Here is a 23,939-nt window from a genome sequence, read left to right as displayed (position 1 = left end):
GTGGCGCTGGGCAGGGACTTCCGGCGGCTGTGGGCCGCCTACACGATCAGTGAGACCGGGACCGGCCTGGCGTACGGCGCGATTCCGCTGGTGGCGGTGCTCGTGCTCGAGGTTCCGGAGTTCCAGGTGTCGCTGCTCGCGGCGCTGGGCGGGCTGGCCGCGGCGGCGCTCGCGTTGCCGGCCGGGCCATGGATCGAGTTCCGGCGCAAGCGGCCCGTGATGATCGGGGCCGACCTGGCGCGGGCGGTGGCGATCCTCAGCGTGCCGATCGCGGCGGCGGCCGGTTGGCTCATTTACGCCCAGCTCTGCGTGGTGGCGGTGGTGCAGGCGGCCGGGGCGATCATCTTCACGTCGGCGAGCGGATCGCACCTCAAGGCGCTGGTGTCGCCGGCGGATCGGGCGACGGCCAACGGGCGGTTCGAGGCGGCCTTCTGGACGGCATACAGCGCGGGGCCGCCGCTGGGCGGAGCGCTGACGTCGGCGCTGGGTGTCTGGTGGACGCTCACCGCCGACGCGATCAGCTTTCTGCTCTCCGCCGTCGGCGTCCGCCGCATCAGGCAGCCCGAGCCCGCGCCGCCGGTCAGGTCTTCCTCAGCGGGCAAATTGTCCGAAATAGCGGGTGGGTGGCGCTATATCGTCGAACACCGGGGAATGCGCACGCTGTTCATCAACTCGCAGATCTTCGGCGCCGCGATGATGGCCGCTTCGCCGCTGCTGAACGTGCTGATGCTCGCCGAATTGCATTTCCCGGCCTGGCAGTACGGGCTCGCGTGGGGTCTGCCCTGCATCGGCGGCATCGTGGGAGCGCTCTGCCTCAAGCCGCTCAACAACCGATTCGGCGAGCACCGCGTCCTGCTCATCTCCGGCGTGGGGCGGGCCTTGTGGCTGCCGTTCCTCGCGTTCATTCCCGCGGGCGTACCCGGCCTGATTGTGATTATCGCCGTCGAGTTCCTGGCGCTTTTCGGCGCCGGCGTGTTCAACCCGAGTTTCGCCACCTACCGCATGACCCATACCGAGGACGGTTATCTGTCGCGGGTGATCGCCTGCTGGTCGATCTCGTCGCGCACGGCCCAGCCCATCGGGATCCTGCTGGGCGGCGCGCTCGCCGCGTTCACCTCGGTGCGCATCGCACTGCTGATCTGCGGGCTGATCGTCCTTTCCAGCGCGGCGATAATGCCCTGGAGAAGCCGCGTCACCGAGGAGCAAGCAATTCCCGTACGCTAGAAAGAAGCTCTTCCTGCGAGATCGGCGCGACATTTCCGCCGGTGCGCGCCTCCTGCATGGCCTTTGTCAGCTGCACCCGGCGCAGCACCTCTTTGATGTCGGCGCCGGTCATGCCGTGACTGGCGTGCGCGAGCCCCTGCAGGTCGAGATCGTCGGCGAACATCTGGAAACCGGGCTGCTCGTGCACCGCGATCAGCCCCCGGATCATCTTGCGGAAGATCTCGGCCCGGCTCGCCTCGTCCGGTTTCGGCACGCTGATCTTCACGTCGAACCGGCCGGACCGGATCAGCGAGTCGTCCACCCGGTGCGGGAAATTCGTGGTGGCCACCACGATCACGTTCGGGTTCTCCTCGATCAGGTCGTTCATCTCCTGCTTGAAGATGCCGGCGACCGCGTTGAGCGCCTGGCTGGCCGCGTCGCCGCCGGCGCCCGCGTAGCTGACGATCGAATCGAACTCGTCGAAGAGCATCAGCGTCGGCACCCGATAGCGGCGGGCGTCGCGGAAGATCTGCTTGATGTTGCGCTCCGAGCCGCCGAGCCACTTGTCGAGGATCTCCGGGGTGCGGATCTCGCGGAAGTCGGCCCCGATCTCGTTGGCCAGAGCGCGGGAGAGCATCGTCTTGCCGGTGCCGGGCGGCCCGTACATCAGAAGGCCCTGCGGCCGGCGCGCGCCCCACCGGGCCATCGCCTCCGGATGCCGGAACGACACCGCGATCTCGCGCAGCTCCGCCACCACCTCGGCCAGGCCGCCCACCATGTCGAGGGTGACCGTCTGCGTGGTGGCCGGCTTGGTCGGGATCGCCTCGCGGCTGATCACGAACTTGCGGCCGGCCAGCGAATCGGCCCCCGCCAGCTCGATCACGGCCTGCAGCGTCAGCCCGGCGAAGGCCTGCAGGTGCGCCGGCGTCACGTCGTCGCGCGGCACCTCGGCCAGCAGCCGCACGACGGTCCCGCTCTCGTCGTAGGTCACGGTCGCCTGCAGGCCGACGACGGCGTCGGCGAGGGTGACGGGCCGGCGATTCGCCTGCGGCTGGGTGGGCTTGTCAAGACCGAGCTTCTTGTACGCGGCGACAGCCGCCGAACCTACGCTGTCCACGATGCGCGTGGCGATCGGGTCGCCCTGCTCGATGCGCTTGGCGAGCAGGACGCCGACCGGGTCGTTGCCCAGCACCAGCTTGCGGATGCGCTCCTTCGAGTACGGCTCGTCGGCCGTGCTGATCGCCGCCGAGAACACGTGCACCGGCCCGCCGGGCCGGTCGGCGCTGGACACGCTCAGGTCGACCCGCCGCACCGGTTCCGGCCAAGTGGCGCGCCGCAGCAGGTCGACGGGGTTCACCCGGGCCGCCGCCAGGAGTGTCGCCGCGTCGATCATCTCGACGGTGGCGCCCGCGTACTCGAAGGTCTCGCCGCGCTGCCTCGCATCAGACATGCACCAAGAGTTACACGTTCACACCAGACGATGACCACCCTCGACGTGCACGGTCGTGCCCGTGATGAACTCGTTGCCCATCACGGCCCGCATGGCCTGCGCGATGTCCGACGGCCGTCCGACCCGTCCGGCCGGGAGTTTCGCCGCCATCGCGCTCAGTCGGTCGTGCTTGGCGTCGCCCGCTAGGTCGTCCCAGATCGGGGTGTCCACCCAGCCCGGCGAGACCACGTTGACCCGGATCGGGGCCAGCTCCACGGCGAGCGTGCGGGCCAGGGCTTCGAGCGCGCCGTTGGCCGTGCCGAGCATCGAGGAGCCCGGGCTCGGCCGGTAGGCGGCAACGCCCGAAGTAAAAGTAATAGAACCTTTTTTCATGACATTGGAGGCGTGCTTGGCGACCAGCCAGGGGCCGATGACCTTGGTGCCCAGGACGTCCCAGGCCGCCTTGAGCGGAAACTCGCGGATCGGGTTGTAGGCGCCGTTCACATCGGCGGCGGTGACCACCACGTGGTCGACGGGCTGGGCGAGAAGCTCCCGCACCTTGTCCTCGTCCGCGATGTCCACCCGGCTCGTGGTGACGTCCAGGTTCCGCGCCACCGCCGCGAGCTTGGCCTCCGACCGCCCGGCGATGTGGACCCGGGCGCCCTCGGCCACCAGCAGTTCCGCCAGCGCCAGCCCCATGCCGGACCCGCCGCCAATGATGATCACTCGTTCGTCTCGCATGGTTGTCCAGCCTGGTCGCCCGGGCCGCGGCCGAGAAGGCCGCGCCGGGCCTGGTCCCGCGGGGGCCACCCCGTTGTATTTCGGTCGCCGTTTCGCCGTCCCGGTGGCACCATCGGCGGGCATGGGAGACGCGCCCGTGGTGATCCGCCGGTGGGCGTCCGGCCGGCCGCGCGGCGTGCCACACGTCGAGATCGCCTGCGACGAGTCAGGCTTCGCCGGCGGCAACCTGGTCGGCGGCCACGCGCCCGTGCTGGCCCACGCCTCGGTCCGCATGGACGGCGAGACGGCGGCGTCGGTGATGGCCGGCCTGCGCGCCCGGATGGACGGCGGCCCGCGCGGCGAGCTCAAGGCCGGCGCCCTGCTGCGCCGGCCGGCGCTGGCCCACTCACTGCTGGCTGCCGATGGCCCCTTAGCCGGCGCCGCCCGCGTCCACCTCGTCGACACGGTGTATTTCGCGTTAGCCCGCCTGGCCGACCTCCTCGCCCCGGGTGCGCTCGTCATGGCCACACTTGGCACAGATCTGCCGCGCCGCACCTCTGCCGCACGGATTCTGCATGCCCGCGGGCCCGCCATCTACGGTCCCGAGCGGTGGCGCCGCTTCCTCACGACCGCGTCCGATCTCATGCGGACCAACAGCCGCTGGACGGCGCCCGAGCCCGTCGCGCCCTTCGCCGCCGCACTCGACGACCTGCTCGCCACGCCCGGCGAGGTCGCCGACGTCCTGCGCCCGATGCGCGCTCAGCTCCCCGCCGCGGCCGCCGCCCGGGCCGCGCTCAAGGCCGACCCCAAGCTCCCCACCCTGCTGGAGCCCGTCGTCCCCGCCCTCGCCCGCGCCGTCACGATGTGGGCGCCCGCCGACGGCACGCTCTCGGTGGTCCACGATGACCAATCGGCGGTGACGCCCGAGCGGATTGCCACGATCGCCGCCGGCACCGGCCTGGTCGAGGTCACGATCGTCGACTCACGCACCGACCCGCGGGTCCAGGTCGCCGACCTCCTCGCCGGTATCGCTCGCCGCGTCGCGACCGATCACCTGGCCGCTGTCACCCTCGCCGAGGCCGGCACCGCCCAGCCCGACGAAACTCTCACTGCTCTGCTCCGGCCGCTCATCGACCCTGGCTCGACCTGGGCCGACTCCGGCAGCTGGGCGGCACTTTCGCCGGCCTCCCGCTGACGCCGGCCTCCCGCTCACGCCGGGCCTCCCGCTCACGCCGGGCCTCCCGCTCACGCCGGGCCTCCCGCTCACGCCGGCCTCCCGCTCACGCCGGCCTCCCGCTCACGCCGGCCTCCCGCTCACGCCGGCCTCCCGCTCACGCCGGCCTCCCGCTCACGCCGGCCTCCCGCTCACGCCGGCCTGACGGCACCGACCGCGGCGGAGACCCCCGTTCGGGCGGCTCGCGCACCCGCTACCGGTGCTGTCGTGCCCTTGCGAGCCGGGTCGGGTCTCCGCCGCGTGCACTCAGCCGGCGATCTGCCACACGTACGTCTGAGGCGCCTTGACCAGCGCGGACCGGAAGTTGGCCTCGACCGCCGCGATCTCCGCGGCGCTGGGGTTGGCGTTCGTGCAGGAGACCGGGGCGCTGCTGCCCGACATCAAGTCGGAGCAGAGACCCGTGCGCCGGTCCGGCAGGCCGAGAATGTGCCCGAACTCGTGGGCCGCGATCCGGGGCGGGTAGTAGCCGTCGTTGACCGCCTCGCGGCCCATCCACCAGCGGCCGTTGCCGAGCGACGTGGTCTGGGTGCGGGGCCAGCCGTTGTCGGCGAGGACGCGGATGTTCGGGGTGCGGCCGGACGGGACGGGCCGGAGCTGGACGTTCGCGACGCGGGCGTTCCAGATGTTGGCGCCCTGATTGACGACGGAGACGAACTCCTGCGCCTGGCCGGCGTCGTAGTAGAGGATTCGCGGCGCGGCCTGGGCGGGGGTGGCGCCGGCGGCGACGAGGGCGAAGGCGGCCAGGAGTGCGGCTGCCCACCTGCGGAGATGCATGGTTCCTCCTCATGTCGGGGGTTCCATGACTATAGATGTTCGTCTATTTAAAGCGGACATATCAGTTCGCCCCCGGTGGCTGCGGGATGACGAGGACTTGAGGTGGAGCGCGCTCCAGGTTCTAGGTTCGATCACAGGACGAACGACGGGGAGGATCCACCATGGACACCAGGGAATTCGGGCGGCTCGGCCGGATCAGCGCGCTCACGCTCGGCGGCGGCGGCATCGCGGGCGTCTGGGGCCGCACCGGCCGCGCCGAGGCCGTCGCGACCATCCGCGCCGCGCTCGACGCCGGGATCACCATGCTCGACCTCGCGCCCAGCTACGGCGTGGACGCGGAGTCGGAGCGCGCCGCCGGGGAGGCGCTGCGCCCCGCCGACGAGGTGATGGTCACCACGAAGGTCCAGCTCCCGGACGGCGAGGGCGACATCCGCCGCAGTCTGCACGACAGCCTCGGCCGCCTGCGCCGCGACCACGTGGACCTGTTCCTGCTGCACACCCAGCTGCTCCCGCGCGACGGGTCGTCGACGTGGCCCGGCAACATCACCTGGCAGCGCTACCGCGACGAGGTGGTGCCGGAGTTCGAGCGGCTGCGCAGCGAGGGCCTGATCCGCGCGTGGGGCATCACGGCCGTGGGGCATCCGGACGCGGTCACCGACGCGCTGCGCGAGGCGCCGCGTCCCGAGGCCGCCCAGGTCGTGGTCAACGCCATGGACATGAGCGGCGACCTCTGGGGCTTCGACGGCGCGACGCCCGACAACGACGCGATCCTGCGAGTGGCCAACGGCAACGGCGTCCCGGTCATCGGCATCCGCGCGGTCGCGGCGGGCTCGCTGACCTCGTCGCTGGACCGCGACGTGCCGGCCGACCACCCGGCCGCGGTCGATTTCGCGCGGGCCGAGCGCTTCCGCAAGCTGGCCGCCGAGCTGGGCGAGTCGCCGGCGGCGCTGGCGCATCGCTACGCGCTGACGGTCCCGGGCGTGGCGACCGTCGTGCTCGGCGTCAAGAACCGCGAGGAGCTGGCCGAATGCGTGGCGGCCGAGGCGCGGGGCCCGCTCACCGACGAGGAGTTGCGGGCGGTGGCCGCGCTCAACGCTTGATCGCGGCCACCGCCCGGCGGGTCAAGCCCGGGCCAGCTCCAGGATCGTGTCCATGGCGGACAGCTTTGCGGCGCCCGTGCCGAGCAGCTCGTCGGGGATGATCAGCTCGTCCAGGCCGATGGCGCGGTACTCCGCTATCGCGTCGGCCAGCTGGGAGCGGCTGCCGCCGATTACCGGGGTCGCGCCGAGATCGTCCGGTATTGGGGCGTCCACGGAGACGAGTGCTTGAGCCGTACGCGAAATCGCCTTGGGGTCTCTGCCTGTCTCGGCGCAGAAGCGGTCGAGCACGGCGGACTTGTGGGCGATCAGCGACGGCAGGCCCCAGGCGTTCCAGATATTCGCATATTTCGCGACAACGCCGAGCATGCGCTGCTCGCCCTTGGCACCGATCATCAAGGGCAGCGGCGTCTGCACGGGCTTCGGCTCGCAGACGGCGTCGGCCACGTCGTAATACTTGCCGCGGAACGTGGTGCGCGGCGAGCGCAGCAAGCCGAGCATGATCTGCACGGCCTCCTCGAAGCGGTCGATCAGTTCGCGCTTCGGCGGCAACGTGATGCCGTACTCGCGATGCTCGTTGACCTGCCAGCCGGCGCCGACCCCGAGGATGAACCGGCCGTCGCTGATGTGGTCGACGGTCGCGGCCATGTTCGCGACGACGGCGGGATGCCGATAGGTGTTGCCGTAGACGAGCGTCCCGATCTTGACCCGCGGGACGACGGCGGCGAGCGCGGCCACCACCGAGCCGCACTCCAGTACCGGCCCGGTGTCGTCCTCGTCGTTGGGCATGAAGTGGTCGGCGAACCAGACGCCGTCCCACCCGGTCTGGGCCGCGTGCTGGGCCATCGACAGCACCTCGGCGAAGGGATGCTCGGCGCCGGGCCAGATAGAGATCCGCATGATGCGGAGCCTACGACGTCGACAGGCGGCTGATCGCGAGGGCGCTGGGCGATCCGGGCGCGGCCTGGAACACGACGAGCCGCTGACCATCGGCCACCGACAAGACCTCCGAGCGGAGCTCGAGCACCCCAAGAGATGGGTGCCGGAAAGACCGATTTGTCCCGCTTTTTACGCGTACGTCGTATTCCGCCCACAATTTCGTGAAATGTTGACTCAGCACCGTCAGCTCGGCGACCAAAGCCTCGGCTAACGGGGGTGGAATCGTGCGAAGATGCGCGACACAGTCCTCGGCCATCCGCTCCCAGTCGTCGATGATGTCCGGAGCGCCGGGATGGCAGAACATGTAGCGCACGAAGTTTCGCCGACCCCGGGGCCACGATGCCAGCCCGGGCAGCAGGGCGAGCCCTTCCGGATTCTCGGCGAGAATGTCGCTGCCCTGGTTGAGCACGAACGCCGGCGCCGGCCGCACCGTTTCCAGCAACTGCCGCAGCCCCGGCCGTGCTTCTTCCGGCGCGTCTGTCGCGGCGCCGCGCCGACCCGAGGCGAGCCGGTGCAGGTGCTCGCGTTCATCGCCGTCGAGCCGCAGCGCATCGGCGAGCGCGTCCAGCACCGCCGCACCCGGGTTCCGATCCCGCCCCTGCTCGAGCCGCGTGTAGTAATCAACGCTGACCCCCGCCACCGCCGCGAGTTCCTCCCGCCGCAGCCCCGGTGTCTGCCGCCGCCCGACGCCGGCGCTCAGCCCGACGTCCCCCGGCCCGATCCGCCCCCGCCGGCTGCGCAGAAACTCACCGAGATCACTCACGCCCCCAGTCTGCCACCAGCGCTTTCCCGGTCAGACCGCCGTGCCCGGCGGCGACTTCAGCAGCGACGCCGCCTCCGCGACGTACCCGCCCCGCCCCGACCGCAGCGCCTCCGCCGCCAGCCGGATCAGGTCGATGTTGACGCCGGCCGCCCCGCTCGGGTCGTGCACCTTGAGCTTCACGTCGAGGCTCACCGACGTCTCGCCCCACCCGCGCGCCTCGATGTTGAGGTGCGCCACCTTCTCCGACCCGAGCTGCGGCAGGTATCCGAGCGGCGCCATCTGCACCATGTCCGACCCGACCGCGTTCAGCTTGGACTGCTTCTTGGTGTTCGGGTTCTCGGCCAGGTTGCGGAAGTCCTCGGTGCCCCCGAGGTTGACCTGGTACGAGCTGACCAGCGTCAGCCCCCGCTCCTCGAGCAGCCGCAGCAGCGTCTTGTGCAGCACCGACGTCCCGAACTGGCTGGCCAGGTCGTCCCCGATCAGCGGCAGCCCCGCCTCTTCGAACTGCCCGAGCAGCCCCGCGTCCCGCGCCACCGGGTCCGATGTGGTGTTGATGAACGCCGCCCCCGCCTTCAACGCCGCCGCCGCGTAGGCCCGCGCCGTGTCGGTTCGCCCGCTCGGCGCCGAGTAGAGCACCACCTCGGCCCCTTCGAGAGCGTCCGCCACCCGGGCGACGTCGGCCTTGTCGACCAGCCCTCGCTGCACCGTCACCCCCGACGGCGACAGCGACGCGATCCGCGGGAAGTTGTTGGGCGCCACGAAGATCGCCGAGTGCAGGTCGCTGCCCACCTTGTCGCCGGAGAGCGCGAAGGCCGCCACCACGTCGATGTCCCCCACGCCCAGCCCGGCGATCTCGGCCCGGTTGACGCCGACGAGGCTGCCGGTCGCGCGATAGAACGCGATTCCCTGCACCAGCGCCGACGTGTTGTTACCGACCCCGACCACCGCGACCCGCACATTCTCGATCATGAAGCGAGCCTATGGGTCCGGGGCAAGACGATAACGTTCGATCCGTGCCGATCGACTTCGAGGACCCCGACGTCATCCGCGACCCCTATCCCGCCCTGGCGCGGCTGCGCGAGCAGGCCCCCGTGAGCTGGCACGAGCCGATGGGCATGTGGCTGGCCGCGTCGCACGCCGCCGCCGACGCGGTCCTGCGCGACCGCCGCCTGGGCCGGTTCTGGGCCGACCGCGAGCCCGCCGACATCTGGGAGCCGTTCAACCTGCTGCACCGCAACCAGATGATGGAGAACGAGCCGCCCGACCACACCCGCTTGCGCTCGCTGGTGGCCAAGGCCTTCGCCCGCGGCCACGTCGAGCGCCTCCGGCCCGCCGTCGCCGCCGAGGCCGCGCGCCTGGTCCAGGAGGCCGGCCCCGAGTTCGACCTCCTCACCGCGGTCGCCGAGCCCCTGGCGGTGACCGTGATCGCCGAGCTGCTGGGCGTCCCGCGGGCGGACCGCCACCACCTGCGGCCCTGGTCGGCGGCGATCGTGCGGATGTACGAGGTCTCCCGCACCCCCGAGAAGGAGGCCGCCGCCCACAAGGCGTGCCGCGAGTTCGCCGCCTACCTGCGCGACCTGGCCGCCGAGCGCACCGCCCGGCCGCGCGACGACCTGATCAGCCATCTGGTAGCCGTACGGGATGGCAGTGATCGTCTTTCGGCCGACGAGCTGGTGGCCTCTGCGATCCTGCTGCTCAACGCCGGGCACGAGGCCTCGGTCAACGCGCTCGGCAACGGCGTGGTCGCCCTCCTGCGCAACCGGTCGGACCTGCGGAAGGACCAGGTCCCCACCGCCGCCGAGGAGATGATCCGTTACGATCCGCCGCTGCATCTTTTCGTCCGGACCGCCGCCATAGATACGGAGATATCGGGCGTCACGATCCCGGCCGGAGCGCAGATCGCAGCTCTCCTCGGCGCCGCCAATCGTGATCCCGCGGTCTTCGCGAGACCCGGCGAATTCGACGTGACCAGGGACCCCAACCCGCACCTCGGCTTCGGCGCCGGCCTGCATTTCTGCCTGGGCGCGCCGCTGGCCCGCATCGAGCTCCAGGCCGCCCTGACCGCCCTGCTGGATCACGCCCCGCACCTGCAGCTGGCGGCCGATCCCCTCCACCGCCCGACCTTCGTGCTGCGCGCGTTCACCGAGGTCAGGCTGCGAGCGTAGCCTTCGAGACCGCCTCCACCAGCGCATCGTCCCCAGCAAGATCAGGAGCCAAGAGCCCGAGCACATCTCGTACGTCGCCGGCGCGCTCCCGGAACGGCGCCGCGCCCGCGTCGGCGACCGGTGCGCCGATCCCGCGCAGGTGATCGATCCACGCCGCCACGATCCGCACCGCGCCGGGCGGGATCCGCCCGGCCGCCACCTCGCCGCGCAGCACCGGCAGCACCCGGATCGGCACCTTCTGCGAGCCGTCCGCCGCGATCTGGGCGAGCGTGTGCCGGATGCGCCGGTTGCCGAAGCGGGTCAGCAGCGCCTCCCGGTACGCCGCGATCTCCTCCGGCGGCAGCGGCACGTAGCGGGCCGCCTCGTCCCACCATTGCGCCAGCCAGGCGCGGCACTCCGGGTCCGCCACCGCGTCGGCCACCGTCTCGTGGCCGCGGGCGCTCCCGGCGTACGCGAGAAGGGAATGACCACCGTTGAGCAGCAAGAGTTTCCGCTGCTCGTGCGCGGTGATGTCGGAGACGAACCGCGCTCCCCCGCCCTCCCAGGCCGGTCGGCCGGAGGGGAAGACGCCGCTGAGCACCCACTCGGTGAACGGCTCGGTCACCACCGGCACGGCATCGTCGAAACCGGTCAGCTCGGCCGCCACGCGCACGTCGTCCTCGGTCGTGCGGGGCGTGATGCGGTCGACCATGGTCGTCACGAACGAGACGTTGTCCCTGATCCAGGGCACGAGCGCGGGCTCGGCGAGCGTGGTGAAGTCGAGCAGCACCCGGGCCACCGCCTCGCCGTTGGCCGGCAGGTTGTCGCACGGCACGATCGCTATCGGACCGCCGCCCGAGATACGCCGCTCGGCCAGCCCCGCCATGAGCCGGCCGGGCACCGACCGCACGGGATCGCCGCGCAGCCAGGCGCTGACGTCGTCGGCGGCGCGCCCCTCATCGAGGCCGCCGTCCGCGCCGCGCAGATAACCCGCCTCGGTCACCGTCAGCGTGACGAGGGCCGTGCGTGGCGCGGCCAGGTGGTCGCGCCACGCTTGGTGATCATTTGACGCGTACGCCGTGTGCACGGCCCCGATGATCTCGGCTTCGTCGTGCTCGGGCCCCCGGACGAGCAGCGTGTACCGCCCGTGCTGGGCGTTCAGCGCCGCCGCCGCGCCCGGGGAGCGGCCGGTGAACGCCGCGATCGGCCACTCCCCGGCGTCCGGCGCGACCGACGTGTACCACGCCTGGTGCGCCCGGAAGAAGTTGCCGAGCCCCACGTGCACGATCCGCATGGGTCCATCGTTGTAGGCCACTCCCCGACCGGCAACCGGATGGGGCCTGTCCTGTCGCTCACGCGGGAGCGAGGCGAGGCCCTAACAGCCGTTGCGCATCGCGCTCACGGCCACGTCGTCGTACCAGAGGGTGTCGGCGCCGGAGCCGTAGCTCTCCCAGCCGAGCTTGAGGTCGGTGAGGCTGGGCCGCCAGGTGCGGTTGAGCCACTGGCTGTCGATGTCGTGGGTGGCGACGCCGTCCTCGAGCAGGCCGGGCACCGACGTGCCGTTGAGCCAGGTCTGGATGGTGCCGTCGCGGCCGTCGACCTTGAACTCGACGCAGTTCCACGTGTTGACCGGCAGCGGGGCGGAGAGGGCCACCCCGGCCGGGCTCTGCTCGGGCAGCGTGGCGTCGTCGGAGGCGCGGTTGAACTGCAGGGCGCCGTTCTGCCCGCCGAAGCGCAGGTCCTTGCCGCCGTCGTTGGCGTCGCGCATGGCGACCGCGGCGACGTGCGCGGCCGGGAGCGCGGTGGTGTGCCGCACCCAGTAGCGGACGTACCAGACGTTGCTGGTCGTGCCGAGGATCGCGGTGCTGCGCACGAAGACGTGGTTGCAGTAGCCCTCGGCGCCGTTGATCCGCAGCGAGGTGGCGCCGCCGTGCGCGACGGTCTTGTCAATCGCCGCGGTGCCGGCGCCGGAGCAGTCCGGGTACGTGACGGCCCAGTTCCCGCCGGGCGTCGTGCCGGTCTGGTTCTCGAAGCCGTCGCAGACCGCGGTGGCGACACAGTTCTGGGCCGGCGGCGTGGTCGGGCCGGTCGTGGGCGGCGTCGTGGGCGGCGTTGTCGGCGGTGTGGTGGGCGGCGTCGTCGGGCCGGTCGTGGGCGGCGTCGTCGGTGTCGCGTCGGGCCCGCAAGCAACCCCGTTGAGGGTGAACGCCGTCGGCGCCGGGTTGGCGGCCGCGAACGTGCCCTGGAAGCCGAAGCTGGCCGAGCCGCCGCTGGCGAGGCTGCCGTTCCAGGCCACGTTGGTCGCTGTCACCGCGCTGCCCGACTGGGTCACTGTCGCGTTCCAGCCGTTGGTGATCTTCTGGTCGCCGGCGTAGGCCCAGGCGACCGTCCACGACGTGACCGCGGCGCCGAAGTTGGTCACCTTCACGTCGGCGGTGAAGCCGCCGGACCACTGATTGACCTCGTAGTCCACCTGGCAGGCCGCCGCCGCGGTGGCCGCCGGCGCGAAGGCCACGACCATGCCCGCGCCGGCCACCGCGGCCGCCACCCCCAGAGCCAGAACTCGTCGCCGCATCGGCTTCCTCCGTCGCGTCCGTGGAGTGGGCGCTTGCCCACTCTGAGTGGGCAAGCGCCCACTTATGGGAGCGCTCCCATATATCGACGATCGTAGTTATGTTTCGCGGAGATGAAAAGCGTTAAGCCGGCGCCGGGTTCCGCTCGAACGCGTCGAGCAGCAGATCGATCTCGCGCTCGAGCGCGCCCAGCGCCGCCGGATCGCGGGCCAGCAGCAGCCCCGCCTCGGCGAGCGCGCCGCGCAGCACCGAGAGCCGCGCCTCCACGTCCCGGTCGCCGGTGGCCTGCTGGAGGCCGCGGCGCAGCAGGTCGCCGACGTGTCCGTCCTCGATGGTCCGGACCTGCTCGGGGCCGAGCACCGCCGGACCGTCGATCAGCAGGATCCGCCGCACGCCCGGATCCAGATAGGCGTCGAGCATCACCGTGCACCCGGCGCGCAGGGCGTCCCACCCGATCCGCACCGAGGAGGCCGACACGAACCGCTCGGCGAGGCGGCGCTGCCGGAACACGAGGGCGCCCCGGAACAGGGCCGACTTGGTGCCGTAGCGGTGGTAGACGGCGCCGCGGCCGACGCCGGCGAGCCTTGCCACCTCGTCCAGCGACGTGGCCGCGTACCCATCCCGCCCGAACGTCTCGGCCGCCGCGAACAGCAGCGAGTCGTCGGTCTCCCCCGTTGCGCGCATGGACCTCAAACTATCGAAATTACTCAATGTATGCCGGACCGTCTCAGCCTGTGGTGGCGAACATCCGGATGACCGCGGCCGGGCAGCTCTGGACGGCCAGCTCGACCGCCTCCCGCTGCGACTCGGGCGGCGAGCTGTCGAGAACGACGACCACCGCCTGCTCCTCGTCCTGACCGAAGACGGCAGGCGCGGTCAGCGCGCAGGTCCCCGAGCCTATGCACAGGCTGGTGTCGACCGTTACCTTCATGGGGCAGCTCCCGTGCTCCACGGTGGGCGAACTCTTCAACACTGCCGGTTATCGCGAGGCTCGTCAATACGTGCGGCTCGTGAAAGAGGCTAAGGACGTTTGGGTCAGTCAGCAACCCGACAGTACAAGGGAAATGTCCGGACGGACAGTCCATGTACGACCCGGGAGGGTCGATAGTCGGGGGGCGCGGCGACGAGTGGTCCCGCTCGCACAGCGACCCGGGGTGGAGGAGATGGTCACGGTGACGAACGCGGTTGTTTTCGTGCAGCCGGACAGATTCGAGGTGAACGCGGCTCGCTGCCTCGACTACTGCGCCGTCCGCCGCTACGCGGTGGCCGGCCTGATCTGCGGTGATTGGGCCGCCGCACTGCAGATGCTCAAGGACGGGCTGGCGTCGGTGATCGTCGTGTCGTCGCCCGCCCAGCTCGACCCCGATCGGGAACCCCGCATCGAGGTCGTGCCGAAGCGGCTCAACTCGCGCCGCCATGCCACCCGTCCGGTGGCACGGATGGCGACGCTCACGTAAAGCGGGCGACTTCGCGGCCGATCAGAAGGGCTCAGTAGAGTTCTGGGGTAGGCCACCAGCGAAGGAGACGGGACGGAAATGGCGGGCGACGCCGACATGAGCGCGGGGCTGGACCCCGAGCGGCTGGCGATCTGCCTGGCCGTCCTGGCCGAGGCCGAGATGCTCCCGCCCGAGCATCCGGACGCGGTCGCCATCCGCCGGGCCACCGCCGGGCTGTTCAAGACCGTCAAGCTGCAGCGCCGCCGCGAGCGGCGCGACGCGATCCTCGCGGCCGACCGGGAGGTCACCGAGGCGACCGCCACCGGCGCGCCCGGCCGCATCGACGACGAGACCGCCGGCATCCCGCTGCGCACCACGATCACCGGCGGCACCGCCGGCGTCCTGCGCCAGGCCCGCGGCTGCTACGTCTGCAAGCAGCGCTACACGGTGGTCGACGCGTTCTACCACCAGCTCTGCCCCGGCTGCGCCGCCACCAACCACGCCCGGCGTGACGCCCGCACCGATCTGACCGGTCGCCGGGCCCTCCTCACCGGCGGACGCGCCAAGATCGGCATGTACATCGCGCTGCGGCTGCTGCGCGACGGCGCCGACCTCACCATCACCACGCGCTTTCCGCACGACGCGGTCCGCCGCTACGCGGCGATGCCCGACAGCGCCGACTGGCTGCACCGGCTGCGGGTGGTCGGCCTCGACCTGCGCGATCCCGCCCAGGTCGTCGGCCTCGCCGACTCGGTCGCGGCGCGCGGCCCGCTGGACATCCTGATCAACAACGCGGCCCAGACCGTACGCCGCACACCCGGCGCCTACTCCGCGATCGCGGCCGCCGAACGGGAAGCGCTGCCCGACGGGCCGCTACCCGAGCTCGAGTACTTCGGGACCGCCGGGGTCTCGCCCGCGGCCGTGCTGACCGCCGGGTCGCCGGGCGCCTCGCTGAGCGCGCAGCAGGTCACCGAGCTGGCGCTGGTCGCCCGCTCGGCCGCGATCGACGCCGGCGGCCTGGTCCCCGACGTCACCCCGACCAACAGCTGGAGCGACCGGGTCCACGAGGTCGACCCGCTCGAGCTGCTCGAGGTGCAGCTCTGCAACGTGACGGCGCCGTTCATCCTGGTCAGCCGCCTGCGGCCGGCGATGACGAGGTCGTCGTTCCCGCGCCGCTACGTCGTGAACGTCTCGGCCATGGAGGGGATCTTCACCCGCGGCTACAAGGGCGCCGGCCACCCGCACACCAACATGGCGAAGGCCTCGCTGAACATGCTGACCCGCACCAGCGCCGACGACATGTTCGCCGACGGCATCCTGATGACCAGCGTCGACACCGGCTGGATCACCGACGAGCGGCCGCACCCGACCAAGATGCGGCTGGCCGGCGAGGGCTTCCACGCGCCGCTCGACCTGGTCGACGGCGCGGCCCGGGTCTACGACCCGATCGTCCGCGGCGAGCTCGGCGAGGACGTGTACGGCTGCTTCCTCAAGGACTACGCGCCGGTCGCCTGGTGACACGGAACGAGCCACACCCCGTGGGGTGTGGCTCGTCCGGTTATGTGTAGCTGAGCGAATCAGCCGCGCAGACCCTGGTTGCTGCCGGGACCGAAGCCGTTGCCGTTGCCCCAGCCGTTCCCGTTGTTGTTGCCCCAGCCGTTGCCGTTGTTGCCGTTCCCGTTGCCGTTCCCGTTCCCGTTTCCGTTCCCATTGCCGTTCCCATTGCCGTTCCCGTTGTTGTTGCCGTTCCCGTTGCCGTTGTTGTTCCCGTTCCCGTTCCCGTTCCCGTTGCCGTTCCCGTTCCCGTTGCCGTTCCCGTTCCCGTTCCCGTTGCCGTTCCCGTTCCCGTTGTTGTTGCCGTTGTTGTTCCCGTTGTTGCCGTTGCCGTTGCCCCAGCCACCGTTGTTGTTGCCGTTGCCGTTGCCGTTGTTGCCGTTGCCGTTGTTCCAGCCACCGTTGTTGTTGCCGTTACCCCAGCCGTTGTTGCCCCAGCCGTTGCCCGGCCAACCCCAGTTGCTGTTCCAGTTCCCGTGGCCCGGCCACCATCCGCCGACCCACCACTTGCCCGGCCAGTGGCCGTTCCAGCCGTGTCCCCAGTCGTCGTAGTCGACGACCAGCGCAATACGCTTCCGGAAGGCGCCGGTACGGACCGGAATGCAGTCGTAGTCCTCCCAGAAGCCCTCGTCCTCGCCGTATTCGCCGGCCCGCTCGCACATCCGGTAGCTGCGGAAGAACCCGACGAGTCGGTCGCCCCGGTCGCTGCGCGACTGAGCGCTGGCACCGCCCTCCGACCGCGCCGCCCCCTGGTCGGTGCTGGAGGCGGCCATGGCCGGTCCCACACCGACCGTGACGCCCGTTACCAGGCCGAGGCCGGTCATCATAAGCATCCGGGTAAATCGGTTCATGTCACACCTTCTCTTGACAAAGAGTTATGCCTTGACAAGGGGACCATGGGCACGGAACGTGACCGGCGGGTTTCGCCGGGTATACCCCGATCGTGGAAGAACGGACTCCGCCTACTCTTCGGGCATGGCGAGGTAGGCCGGCCGCAGCAGGTCGACAACGGGACGGCCGTCGTGCGACAGCGGCGGCGGGTCCAGCTGGTCGAGCAGCGCATCGGGCCTGGTGACGGCCCCGGGCCGCCCGCTGGCCGCGGCGGGCGGCGAGGGTTCGGCGCCCCAGAAGGCGGCAGCCCACTCCTTCCCCGATTCGGGTGAATCCGAAACATCTGGAATTTCGGTCAGAACGGCTCCAACCGGAGCATCAGGACCCCCGGCGACGTCGTGGGTCGCGGCGGTCGCGGACGCGCGCAACTCCCGCAGGTGCAGCAACAGCTCGTCCCGATGCCGCCCGCGCCAGGCGAAGACCCCGAACGGATCCTCCTCGAACGACCGCGCCAGCGCGTAGCAGGTAGCCGCGAGATGCACGCACGGCATGGGCCACCGCTCGCAGCCGCAGTCCATCGCCACCTCGTCAAGCGACAACGGCACCAGGCTGAGCCCCGCCCCCGTGAACACCTCGCCGATCCCGGGCGGCATCCGTCCCGCCAGCAGGTCGGCCGCGAACCGCGCCTCGGCCACCAGATCCTGCTCGACCCGCGCCCATTCCGAGGCGCCGAACGACCGCACCGCTATCCGCGCCCGGAACGCCTTGGGATCGTCGGGCCCGCGGACCAGCGCCACCACGAGGCTCCCCGAGATGGTCAGCTGCCGAACGTGCCCCGCACGCTCGTCCCGCCGCCCGCGCGCGAAGGTCGGCCCCATCCGCAGCGACTCGAAGGTCCCGAGGAACGCCAGCGCCAGCCGGTCGTCAGTCAACGATCGCCTCCGGGGCAAGTTGGACCAGCTCGCGTAGCTCGGCGGTGTCCAGCGCCGTCAGCCACCCTTCCCCGTTGCCGACCACGCGCTCCGCGAGCACGCCCTTGTCGGCGAGCAGCCGGTCGATGCGCTCCTCGAGGGTCCCGAGGCAGACCAGCGTGTGCACCCGTACGTCGCGCCGCTGCCCGATGCGGTACGCCCGGTCGGTGGCCTGGGCCTCGGTGGCCGGGTTCCACCAGCGGTCGACGTGCACCACGTGGTTGGCGGCGGTCAGGTTGATGCCGGTGCCGCCGGCCTTCAGCGACAGCACGAAGATGCCGGGACGCGCATCGTTCTGGAAGTCGGCGACCATCGTGTCGCGCTCCGCCCGCGGGGTGCCGCCGTGCAGGTAGCGCACCGGCACACCGAAGCGGGCGGCGAGGTGCGGCGTCAGCATCGCGCCGAACTTCGCGAACTGGGTGAAGCACAGCACGCTCTCGCCGTCGGCCAGCGCGCCGTCGAGGATCTCCTCCAGGCGCTCGAGCTTGCCGGAGCGGCCCGGCAGCGGCGAGCCGTCGCCGAGCAGCAGCGCCGGGTGCACGCACGCCTGTTTCAGCTTGGTCATCGCGGCCAGCACGATGCCCTTGTTCCATTTGTCGGTGCTCTCGGCCAGGCGCGTAGTCATGTCCTCGAGCACCGCGCGGTACAGCGTCGCCTGCTCGGTTGTCAGCCCGCACAGGTGCCGCACCGCGCGCTTGTCGGGCAGGTCGGTGATGACCGCGGGGTCGGATTTCACCCGCCGCAGCAGGAACGGCCGGGTGGCGTGGCGCAGCCGGGCCGCGGCGTCCTCGTCGCCGAAACGCTCGATCGGCACCGCGAACCGGGCCCGGAACGTGTGCGACGACGCGAGCACCCCCGGATTGAGGAAATCCAGGATCGACCAGAGCTCGGCGAGACGGTTCTCCACCGGCGTACCCGTCAGGGCGATGCGCATCCGCGAGGGGAAGCGACGGACGGCCTTGGCCACCCCGCTGCCGCTGTTCTTTACGTGCTGCGCCTCGTCGAGCACGACCCTGTCCCAGGTGATAGCGGCCAGATCATCGGCGTCGCGCACAGCCGTCGCGTAGGTGGTGAGCACGATATCGGCGCCCGCAAGCGTCGCCGGCGCGGGCCGTTCGGCGCCGTGCAGCACCTTGACCACCAGCGAGGGGGCGAAGCGCTCGCATTCGCGCTGCCAGTTGCCGAGCACCGAGAGCGGGCAGATCAGCAGCGCCGGCCCCGCCCGCCGATGCAGCAGAAGCGCCAGCAGCTGCACGGTCTTGCCCAGGCCCATGTCGTCGGCGAGACAGGCGCCCAGCCCGAGGCCGTCGAGAAAGGCCAACCAGGAAAAACCCCTGATTTGGTACGCCCGCAGCACACCGACCAGGCCCTCGGGCTGGTCGAGCAGCTCGAGCCGCTGGTCGAGCTCCCCGGAGAGCAGGTCGGCCAGCCACCCCTTGCCCCCGACCGCGGTGACCGGCAGCGGCAGCTCCTCGGGCGGCAACAGCCGGATCGTGCGCAGCGCCGCCCCCGCGGTCATCGAGCCCCCGCCGCGCTCGAGGAACCGCAGCCCCGCCGCCAGATGGCCGGGGTCGAGATGCACCCACCGCCCGCGCAGCCGCACCAGCGGCACCTTGGCCAGCGCGAGATCGGTCAGCTCGGACTCGGTGAGCGACTGCCCGCCGACCGCAAGCCCCCATTGGTAGTCGACCATGTGCGCGAGATCGGCCGCCTCGTCGCGCAACACCGGAGTGATCGGGTCGCGCCCGCGCAGCTCGAGCGAGAGCCCAAGCCCTTGCCGCTCCCGCCACCAGGTCGGAAGCAGCACGCCGTAGCCGGCCTCCTCGAGCACCCCGGCTTGACTGAGGAACGCATGCGCCTCGGCGGTATCGAGCACCATGTCGATCGGCCGCGGCACCCGCAACGCGGCCTGCAGATCCGGGTAAAGCCGGGCCGCCCGCCCAAGCCCCCCGAGCAGCCGCTCCTGAGGATGCCGGGTCCATCGCCGCAGCGGCGCATACTCATCCCGCCAGATGTCAGACGCGGTGACCAGCGCACTCGGCTCGTCAACCGCCTGAAGCAGAAACTCCAGCAGCCAGAGATCCCGCCCCCCGGTACCGACCCCCGACCCGACCGAATCGGACCCGCCGGCGCCGCCCCCCGCTTCGAGGCCACGACCGGCAGCCGCGGCGTCGGTGGCGTCGGGCTCCTCGTCGAGCTCGTGCAGGTGGCTGAGGCGGAAGCAGAGCCGCACCGCCGCGCCTGACGCCGCGCTCGCGTGCCAGGCGTCGAGCCGGTCGGCCAGTTCGTCAGCGAGGGCAGGCGCGGCTTTGAAGGCGGGCTCGCCAGTCAGGGCGGCCAGCCAGCCGTCGCCGATCTCGACGTCGGAGGCGGCCAGGCGGGTGCGCACGAGGCCGTCGACCAGCCGGTTGAGTGCGGCCGCCAGTACGTCGGCCGCCGGCAGGGCGCCGGTCGCGGCGCGGCAGGCGGCCGGCATGCGGCGCAGCAGGTCGCCGTGGTGGATCGCGTCGAAGCCGGTCAGCACCGGGCGCCAGCGCGCGATCGGACCGTGCGGCAGCACCGACGGCAGCACCCGGCCGCGGCGCACGAGGTCGGCCGCGAACGCGCACAGCTCGATCAGCCACCGCGTGGAGTGTCCGACCCGCCCGTCGAACTCGTCGGCCAAGTCGTCGTCGACGAACGGCACCGCCACGGCCGGCACCTGCCACGTCCGCGGCCGCGGCGTCCCCCGCCGGGGCGCGAGCCCGAGCTGCGGGGAAGGCAGCGGCCCGGCGCTGGTCGAGGGCAGCACCAGGGTGGCGCGCGCGAGATCCTCTCCCCAGGGCAGCCGGTCGCGCTCGATCGCGAACGGGTGACCGTGGCCCCGCCGGAATTCAGGCGACATATCCGACTCGCCCCAGAGGCAGAGCGCACCGTCGGCTGCCACGAACCCGTGCAGCACCCGCACCCCGGCCTGGACGACAACGGTCATCGCAGCGTCCAGACAATCCCGGGCGGGCGGACCCGGGCACACACCGGATCGCCGTACGCGTCGGAAAGCCCCAACTCCCCCACCAGGACGCCGCCGCCCTCGAACGCGGCGCGCAGCAACGCGGTCGGGATGTCGCCGAACATCAGCTTGGCCCGGCGGAACATCTCGAAGCCGGACTCCGAGACGTTCCCCCAGCTCAGATAGAGGAACCGCGCCCCCGGGCGGCCGTGCACGAACGGCCCGCCCACGTCGAGCAGCCCATCGATCTCGCGGGTGGTCACCTCGAACTCCCACACCGCCGACGCGGCCGACACCGGCACCCGCTCGACAACCTCGGCCTTGCGCTGCACACCCACGTGCACGTTGCGCAGCCGCAGCTCATCGCCCCCCGGCAGGTCCCGCCCCTCAATCCGCATCAGCACGAGACCGACTCTAGGCTGTACCGCCCAAGGCATGCCCTTCTGGCCCTCGCCTGCGAGGCCGTCGTCATGTCCCGCTGGCTGCCGCTCGGTGCAGGCGGTCATGCCGGGGGTACGACAAAACTGGAATCAGCCGTTGTCACGCACCCAGGCGTCGATCAGGCCGCCGAAGTGGCCCTCGAACTTCTCGTGCTCGTGCACCGGGTACGTGGCGCGGACCGTCTCGCGAAGCAGCGAGCGGAACTCTTCCGAGCTCACCCAGTCGTAGACCATCTCGTTGACGTGCGGCAGGTAGGTGTCGCAGAAGTCGCGGTAGCGGTCGGTCTCGAAGTACTCGTCGGCCAGGCGCCGGTATTCGCCCAGCTTCTCGGCGTACGACAGGGACTCGTCGTCGCCGATGGCGAAGTAGCGGGCCGTGTCGGTGTCGAGGCGGGGCTTGCGGTCGGTGACCACGCAGAAGACCGTCCAGCGCAGCAGCGCCGCCATCGCCCACGGGAAGTAGTAGTGCAGCGAGGTGATCGCCACGTCGGGGCACGCGTTCGCGTAGTCGATCGGGTGGACGTCGGTGCCGCGCACCAGCGACTCGCAGCTGTTGAACTCCCAGCGGAAGAACGCGTTGACCAGCCGCGAGATGGTCACCACCTCACTCCCGGTCTCGGCCGACAGGAAACCGTGGTCCACCTCGTAGCGGGAGTGCATGGGCTGCTCGGGGCGGAACTTCATGACCATCGTCTCGGGGCCGATGGTCAGCGAGCGGGCGAACACGTCGTACCCCTCGACCGCGGCCTGCAGGTGCATGAGCCGCTCGCCGGAGGCGTCGTAGGCGGAGTGCAGCTCCTGCGGGTTCCGGATCCGCGTCACGCCGACCCAGGCGCCGCCGTCGTAGGGCTTCATGAACATCGGATAGCCGACCTGATCGGCGGTCTTGTCAAGATCGAAGGCCTGGTTGTAGCGCGCCGACGTGTAGGCGTACCGCGAATTGTCCAAGGGATTCTTGTACGGGACGAGCACCGTCTCCGGGACTTTCAGGCCGAGCCGCATCATCGCGCAGTAGGCCGCGTGCTTCTCCATCGACTGGAACGTGAACGGGCTGTTCAGCAGGTACACGTCGTCCATCAGCGCGATCTTCTTGAGCCACTCGCGCGGGTGGTAGTACCAGTACGCGAGCCGGTCGATGACCAGGTCGTGCTTCGGCCGGTACCGCAGGTTGAACGGCTCGATGGTGACCCGCACCGAGCCGGTGCGGTGGGTGCGTCCGTCCGGGCCGGTGACCACGCCGAGGCGGCGCAACAACGCCTCGTACGCCCGTGGCCAGTCGTCCTCGGTGCCCAGCAACAGTCCGATGGTGTGCTCGACGTCCGCCACGTCGTCCTCCCGAGGGGTGCGAAACGAGGGGTGAGACAGCTACAGCTACTTCCACACTCGGCGCAGCAGCGTGGTCAGGTGCGGATCGAGGGCGTCACGCCAGCCGATCCAGTTGTGCGCGTCGCGGTTCTCCGCGAAGGTCACCTCGTATCCCTGCTCGCGCAGGGCGGCGGCCATGCCGCGGTTGTTGGCCAGGTTCTCCTCGACGGTGCCGCAGGTCAGCGTGGCCGGCACGCCGGGGCCGGCGGGGGCGCGCAGGACCTGCCCGACGAACCGGATGATCCGCTGGTAGCGCGCGAAGCCCGACTCCTGCGAGTCGAACCGGTGCTGGAAGAAGCTGCCGGACTGCAGGAACAGGCCGGCGAACAGCTCCGGCGCGTAGCGCTGGGCGTGCAGCATGGCGAAGGCCCCGAGGCTCGCGCCGGCGCCGACAACCGGCGCCGCCGCGCCCAATTCGGCGGTGAGCGCGGGCAGGATCTCCGCGGTCAGTCTCTTCGCGTACGGCTTGGAGGCCGAGTACGTCTCGAAGCGGTCGGGTGCGGGCAGCAGGACGAGGTGGAACGGCGGCACGCGCCCGGCCGCCACGGACGCCGTCGCGTACCGGCCGAGCTCGGCGTACTTGTCGTAGTCGGGGCCGTCGTGGACGACCAGCACCCGGTCGGAAGGGCAGGCCGGCGACCAGACCCGCGCGTCGGCCGACCGGGCGTCTCGCCAATCGCCGCCGGCCGGGGGCAGGTGCAGCCAGTCGGGCTCGCGGTAGTCGGGGCACCAGAGCACCGAGGACTCGCCGTAGCCGCCGGGGGCGCGCCGCGGGTTGCCCTCGTCGCAGATCGTCTCGCGGCGCCCGTCGCGGTGGGTCAGCTCGAGCTTGTACTCGATGCGGGCCGCGTCCGGCCGGGGCACCCGCAGCTCCCAGTGCTTCTGCTCGGGGGCGTAGGTGAACTCCGGGAAGCCCAGGAAGCCGCACACCAGCCGTACGCCGGAAAGCTTTTGATCTTGATCTGGCAAGCGGAAGCAAGCCGCGACGCCGTCACACCACGCCCCGGCGACCCGTTCCATGACCGCACATTAGCCGCCGCCGGACGATCTCGCGCGCGAAACCTGGCGCGGGCCTCAGGGCGTGAACGTCTGCGTCGGGGACGACGACGGCGGCAGGCCGAACATCTCGGCGAGGCCGGTCACCCGCAGTTGATGGTGGACGAACTCGCTCGGGTTGCTCAGCACGAACCTGGTGCCGGTCTCGCGGGCCAGGTTGTAGCCGCTGACCAGCGCGCCGACGCCCATCGAATCCATGAAGACCACGAAGGTCAGGTCGACGATCAGCACGACCGGGCGCTCCCGCTGCAGCGTGCCCATCAGGGTCTCGCGCACGGCGTCCACGGTGGCGGCGTCGAGGCTGCCACGCACGTCGATGACGATGGTCCCGTCGGCCTGCCGACGTGTCGTCATCGCCGCCTCTCCCATCGCCCAACGGTACAACGGCCGTCCGGGGCCTCGCAGGCCGCCACGCGTTTCG

Annotated in this window: 23 protein-coding genes; 6 read left to right on the top strand and 17 right to left on the bottom strand. The window is 71.2% G+C overall.

Annotation, left to right across the window (positions count from 1 at the left end):
* Window positions 1-1,224, top strand: coding sequence for an MFS transporter (locus ACQPZX_RS20290; RefSeq protein WP_433383045.1), 1,224 nt, complete (start codon window positions 1-3; stop codon window positions 1,222-1,224).
* On the opposite strand, the gene ACQPZX_RS20285 is transcribed toward ACQPZX_RS20290, so the two are convergent.
* Together ACQPZX_RS20285 and ACQPZX_RS20280 are read right to left on the bottom strand one after the other, a co-directional pair.
* A complete protein-coding gene (locus ACQPZX_RS20285; protein ID WP_433383043.1) occupies window positions 1,193-2,653 on the bottom strand; it encodes an ATP-binding protein in 1,461 nt (486 codons plus the stop codon). The two genes, ACQPZX_RS20290 and ACQPZX_RS20285, sit on opposite strands and share 32 nt — an antisense overlap.
* 18 nt (window positions 2,654-2,671) lie before the next feature.
* Complete coding sequence (locus ACQPZX_RS20280; RefSeq protein ID WP_433383041.1) at window positions 2,672-3,373, bottom strand: SDR family oxidoreductase; 702 nt, start codon at window positions 3,371-3,373, stop codon at window positions 2,672-2,674.
* A 121-nt stretch (window positions 3,374-3,494) separates the two neighbouring features.
* Here ACQPZX_RS20280 and ACQPZX_RS20275 point away from each other — a divergent pair, with 121 nt between their 5' ends.
* On the top strand, window positions 3,495-4,547 hold the full coding sequence (locus ACQPZX_RS20275) for a hypothetical protein (RefSeq protein WP_433383039.1): 1,053 nt from the start codon (window positions 3,495-3,497) through the stop codon (window positions 4,545-4,547).
* Between the two features lie 285 nt (window positions 4,548-4,832).
* Here the strand turns inward: ACQPZX_RS20275 and ACQPZX_RS20270 are convergent, their stop codons facing one another.
* Window positions 4,833-5,360: a snapalysin family zinc-dependent metalloprotease gene (locus ACQPZX_RS20270; RefSeq protein ID WP_433383037.1), complete on the bottom strand. Its 528-nt coding sequence runs from the start codon at window positions 5,358-5,360 to the stop codon at window positions 4,833-4,835.
* 161 nt (window positions 5,361-5,521) lie between these two features.
* Between ACQPZX_RS20270 and ACQPZX_RS20265 the strand changes: the two genes are divergently transcribed.
* Window positions 5,522-6,460 (top strand): aldo/keto reductase, encoded by a 939-nt coding sequence (locus tag ACQPZX_RS20265; RefSeq protein ID WP_433383036.1) that lies wholly within the window; start codon window positions 5,522-5,524, stop codon window positions 6,458-6,460.
* Between the two features lie 21 nt (window positions 6,461-6,481).
* On the opposite strand, the gene ACQPZX_RS20260 is transcribed toward ACQPZX_RS20265, so the two are convergent.
* The 3 genes from ACQPZX_RS20260 to ACQPZX_RS20250 are packed head-to-tail and all read right to left on the bottom strand — an operon-like array spanning window position 6,482 to window position 9,128.
* A complete protein-coding gene (locus tag ACQPZX_RS20260; protein WP_433383034.1) occupies window positions 6,482-7,357 on the bottom strand; it encodes an LLM class flavin-dependent oxidoreductase in 876 nt (291 codons plus the stop codon).
* Between the two features lie 10 nt (window positions 7,358-7,367).
* On the bottom strand, window positions 7,368-8,159 hold the full coding sequence (locus ACQPZX_RS20255; protein WP_433383033.1) for a helix-turn-helix transcriptional regulator: 792 nt from the start codon (window positions 8,157-8,159) through the stop codon (window positions 7,368-7,370).
* A 30-nt stretch (window positions 8,160-8,189) separates the two neighbouring features.
* Window positions 8,190-9,128, bottom strand: a complete 939-nt coding sequence (locus ACQPZX_RS20250) for an inositol-3-phosphate synthase (protein WP_433383031.1) — start codon at window positions 9,126-9,128, stop codon at window positions 8,190-8,192.
* A gap of 44 nt (window positions 9,129-9,172) precedes the next feature.
* On the opposite strand from ACQPZX_RS20250, the gene ACQPZX_RS20245 reads away from it, so the two are divergent.
* On the top strand, window positions 9,173-10,324 hold the full coding sequence (locus ACQPZX_RS20245; protein ID WP_433383029.1) for a cytochrome P450: 1,152 nt from the start codon (window positions 9,173-9,175) through the stop codon (window positions 10,322-10,324).
* Here ACQPZX_RS20245 and ACQPZX_RS20240 read toward each other — a convergent pair.
* From ACQPZX_RS20240 to ACQPZX_RS20225, 4 genes are all read right to left on the bottom strand, one after another.
* A complete protein-coding gene (locus ACQPZX_RS20240; protein ID WP_433383028.1) occupies window positions 10,308-11,597 on the bottom strand; it encodes a mannitol dehydrogenase family protein in 1,290 nt (429 codons plus the stop codon). The two genes, ACQPZX_RS20245 and ACQPZX_RS20240, sit on opposite strands and share 17 nt — an antisense overlap.
* Before the next feature lie 81 nt (window positions 11,598-11,678).
* Window positions 11,679-12,878, bottom strand: a complete 1,200-nt coding sequence (locus ACQPZX_RS20235; RefSeq protein WP_433383026.1) for a cellulose-binding domain-containing protein — start codon at window positions 12,876-12,878, stop codon at window positions 11,679-11,681.
* 121 nt (window positions 12,879-12,999) lie between these two features.
* Entirely contained in the window at window positions 13,000-13,560 is a 561-nt protein-coding gene (locus ACQPZX_RS20230; RefSeq protein ID WP_433383024.1) for a TetR/AcrR family transcriptional regulator, read from the bottom strand.
* A 43-nt stretch (window positions 13,561-13,603) separates the two neighbouring features.
* Complete coding sequence (locus ACQPZX_RS20225) at window positions 13,604-13,807, bottom strand: ferredoxin (RefSeq protein WP_433383022.1); 204 nt, start codon at window positions 13,805-13,807, stop codon at window positions 13,604-13,606.
* Window positions 13,808-14,039: 232 nt separating this feature from the next.
* Between ACQPZX_RS20225 and ACQPZX_RS20220 the strand changes: the two genes are divergently transcribed.
* The gene (locus ACQPZX_RS20220) at window positions 14,040-14,333 is read left to right on the top strand and encodes a hypothetical protein (RefSeq protein WP_433383021.1); all 294 of its coding nucleotides are present in this window, start codon (window positions 14,040-14,042) and stop codon (window positions 14,331-14,333) included.
* A gap of 78 nt (window positions 14,334-14,411) precedes the next feature.
* Window positions 14,412-15,830 (top strand): SDR family NAD(P)-dependent oxidoreductase, encoded by a 1,419-nt coding sequence (locus ACQPZX_RS20215; protein ID WP_433383019.1) that lies wholly within the window; start codon window positions 14,412-14,414, stop codon window positions 15,828-15,830.
* A gap of 59 nt (window positions 15,831-15,889) precedes the next feature.
* Here the strand turns inward: ACQPZX_RS20215 and ACQPZX_RS20210 are convergent, their stop codons facing one another.
* The 7 genes from ACQPZX_RS20210 to ACQPZX_RS20180 form a co-directional block, all read right to left on the bottom strand.
* Complete coding sequence (locus ACQPZX_RS20210) at window positions 15,890-16,717, bottom strand: hypothetical protein (RefSeq protein WP_433383017.1); 828 nt, start codon at window positions 16,715-16,717, stop codon at window positions 15,890-15,892.
* Window positions 16,718-16,828: 111 nt separating this feature from the next.
* Window positions 16,829-17,629 carry a hypothetical protein gene (locus tag ACQPZX_RS20205; RefSeq protein ID WP_433383016.1) on the bottom strand — a complete coding sequence of 267 codons (801 nt, stop codon included), beginning with the start codon at window positions 17,627-17,629 and terminating at the stop codon, window positions 16,829-16,831.
* Window positions 17,622-20,639, bottom strand: coding sequence for a DEAD/DEAH box helicase (locus ACQPZX_RS20200; protein WP_433383014.1), 3,018 nt, complete (start codon window positions 20,637-20,639; stop codon window positions 17,622-17,624). Before ACQPZX_RS20200 ends, ACQPZX_RS20205 begins: the two co-directional genes overlap by 8 nt.
* Window positions 20,636-21,055, bottom strand: a complete 420-nt coding sequence (locus ACQPZX_RS20195) for a DUF5990 family protein (RefSeq protein WP_433385353.1) — start codon at window positions 21,053-21,055, stop codon at window positions 20,636-20,638. The genes ACQPZX_RS20200 and ACQPZX_RS20195 overlap by 4 nt, the downstream gene beginning before the upstream one ends.
* A 132-nt stretch (window positions 21,056-21,187) precedes the next feature.
* Entirely contained in the window at window positions 21,188-22,423 is a 1,236-nt protein-coding gene (locus tag ACQPZX_RS20190; protein WP_433383013.1) for an ATP-grasp domain-containing protein, read from the bottom strand.
* A 45-nt stretch (window positions 22,424-22,468) separates the two neighbouring features.
* Window positions 22,469-23,482: an alpha/beta hydrolase gene (locus tag ACQPZX_RS20185; protein WP_433383011.1), complete on the bottom strand. Its 1,014-nt coding sequence runs from the start codon at window positions 23,480-23,482 to the stop codon at window positions 22,469-22,471.
* A gap of 54 nt (window positions 23,483-23,536) precedes the next feature.
* Window positions 23,537-23,872 carry an STAS domain-containing protein gene (locus ACQPZX_RS20180; protein ID WP_433383009.1) on the bottom strand — a complete coding sequence of 112 codons (336 nt, stop codon included), beginning with the start codon at window positions 23,870-23,872 and terminating at the stop codon, window positions 23,537-23,539.
* Window positions 23,873-23,939 lie beyond the last annotated feature (67 nt).

Source organism: Actinoplanes sp. CA-142083 (assembly GCF_050942195.1).
In the GTDB taxonomy this organism is placed as follows: domain Bacteria; phylum Actinomycetota; class Actinomycetes; order Mycobacteriales; family Micromonosporaceae; genus Actinoplanes.
This window is presented reverse-complemented; position numbering and strand designations above follow the sequence as displayed.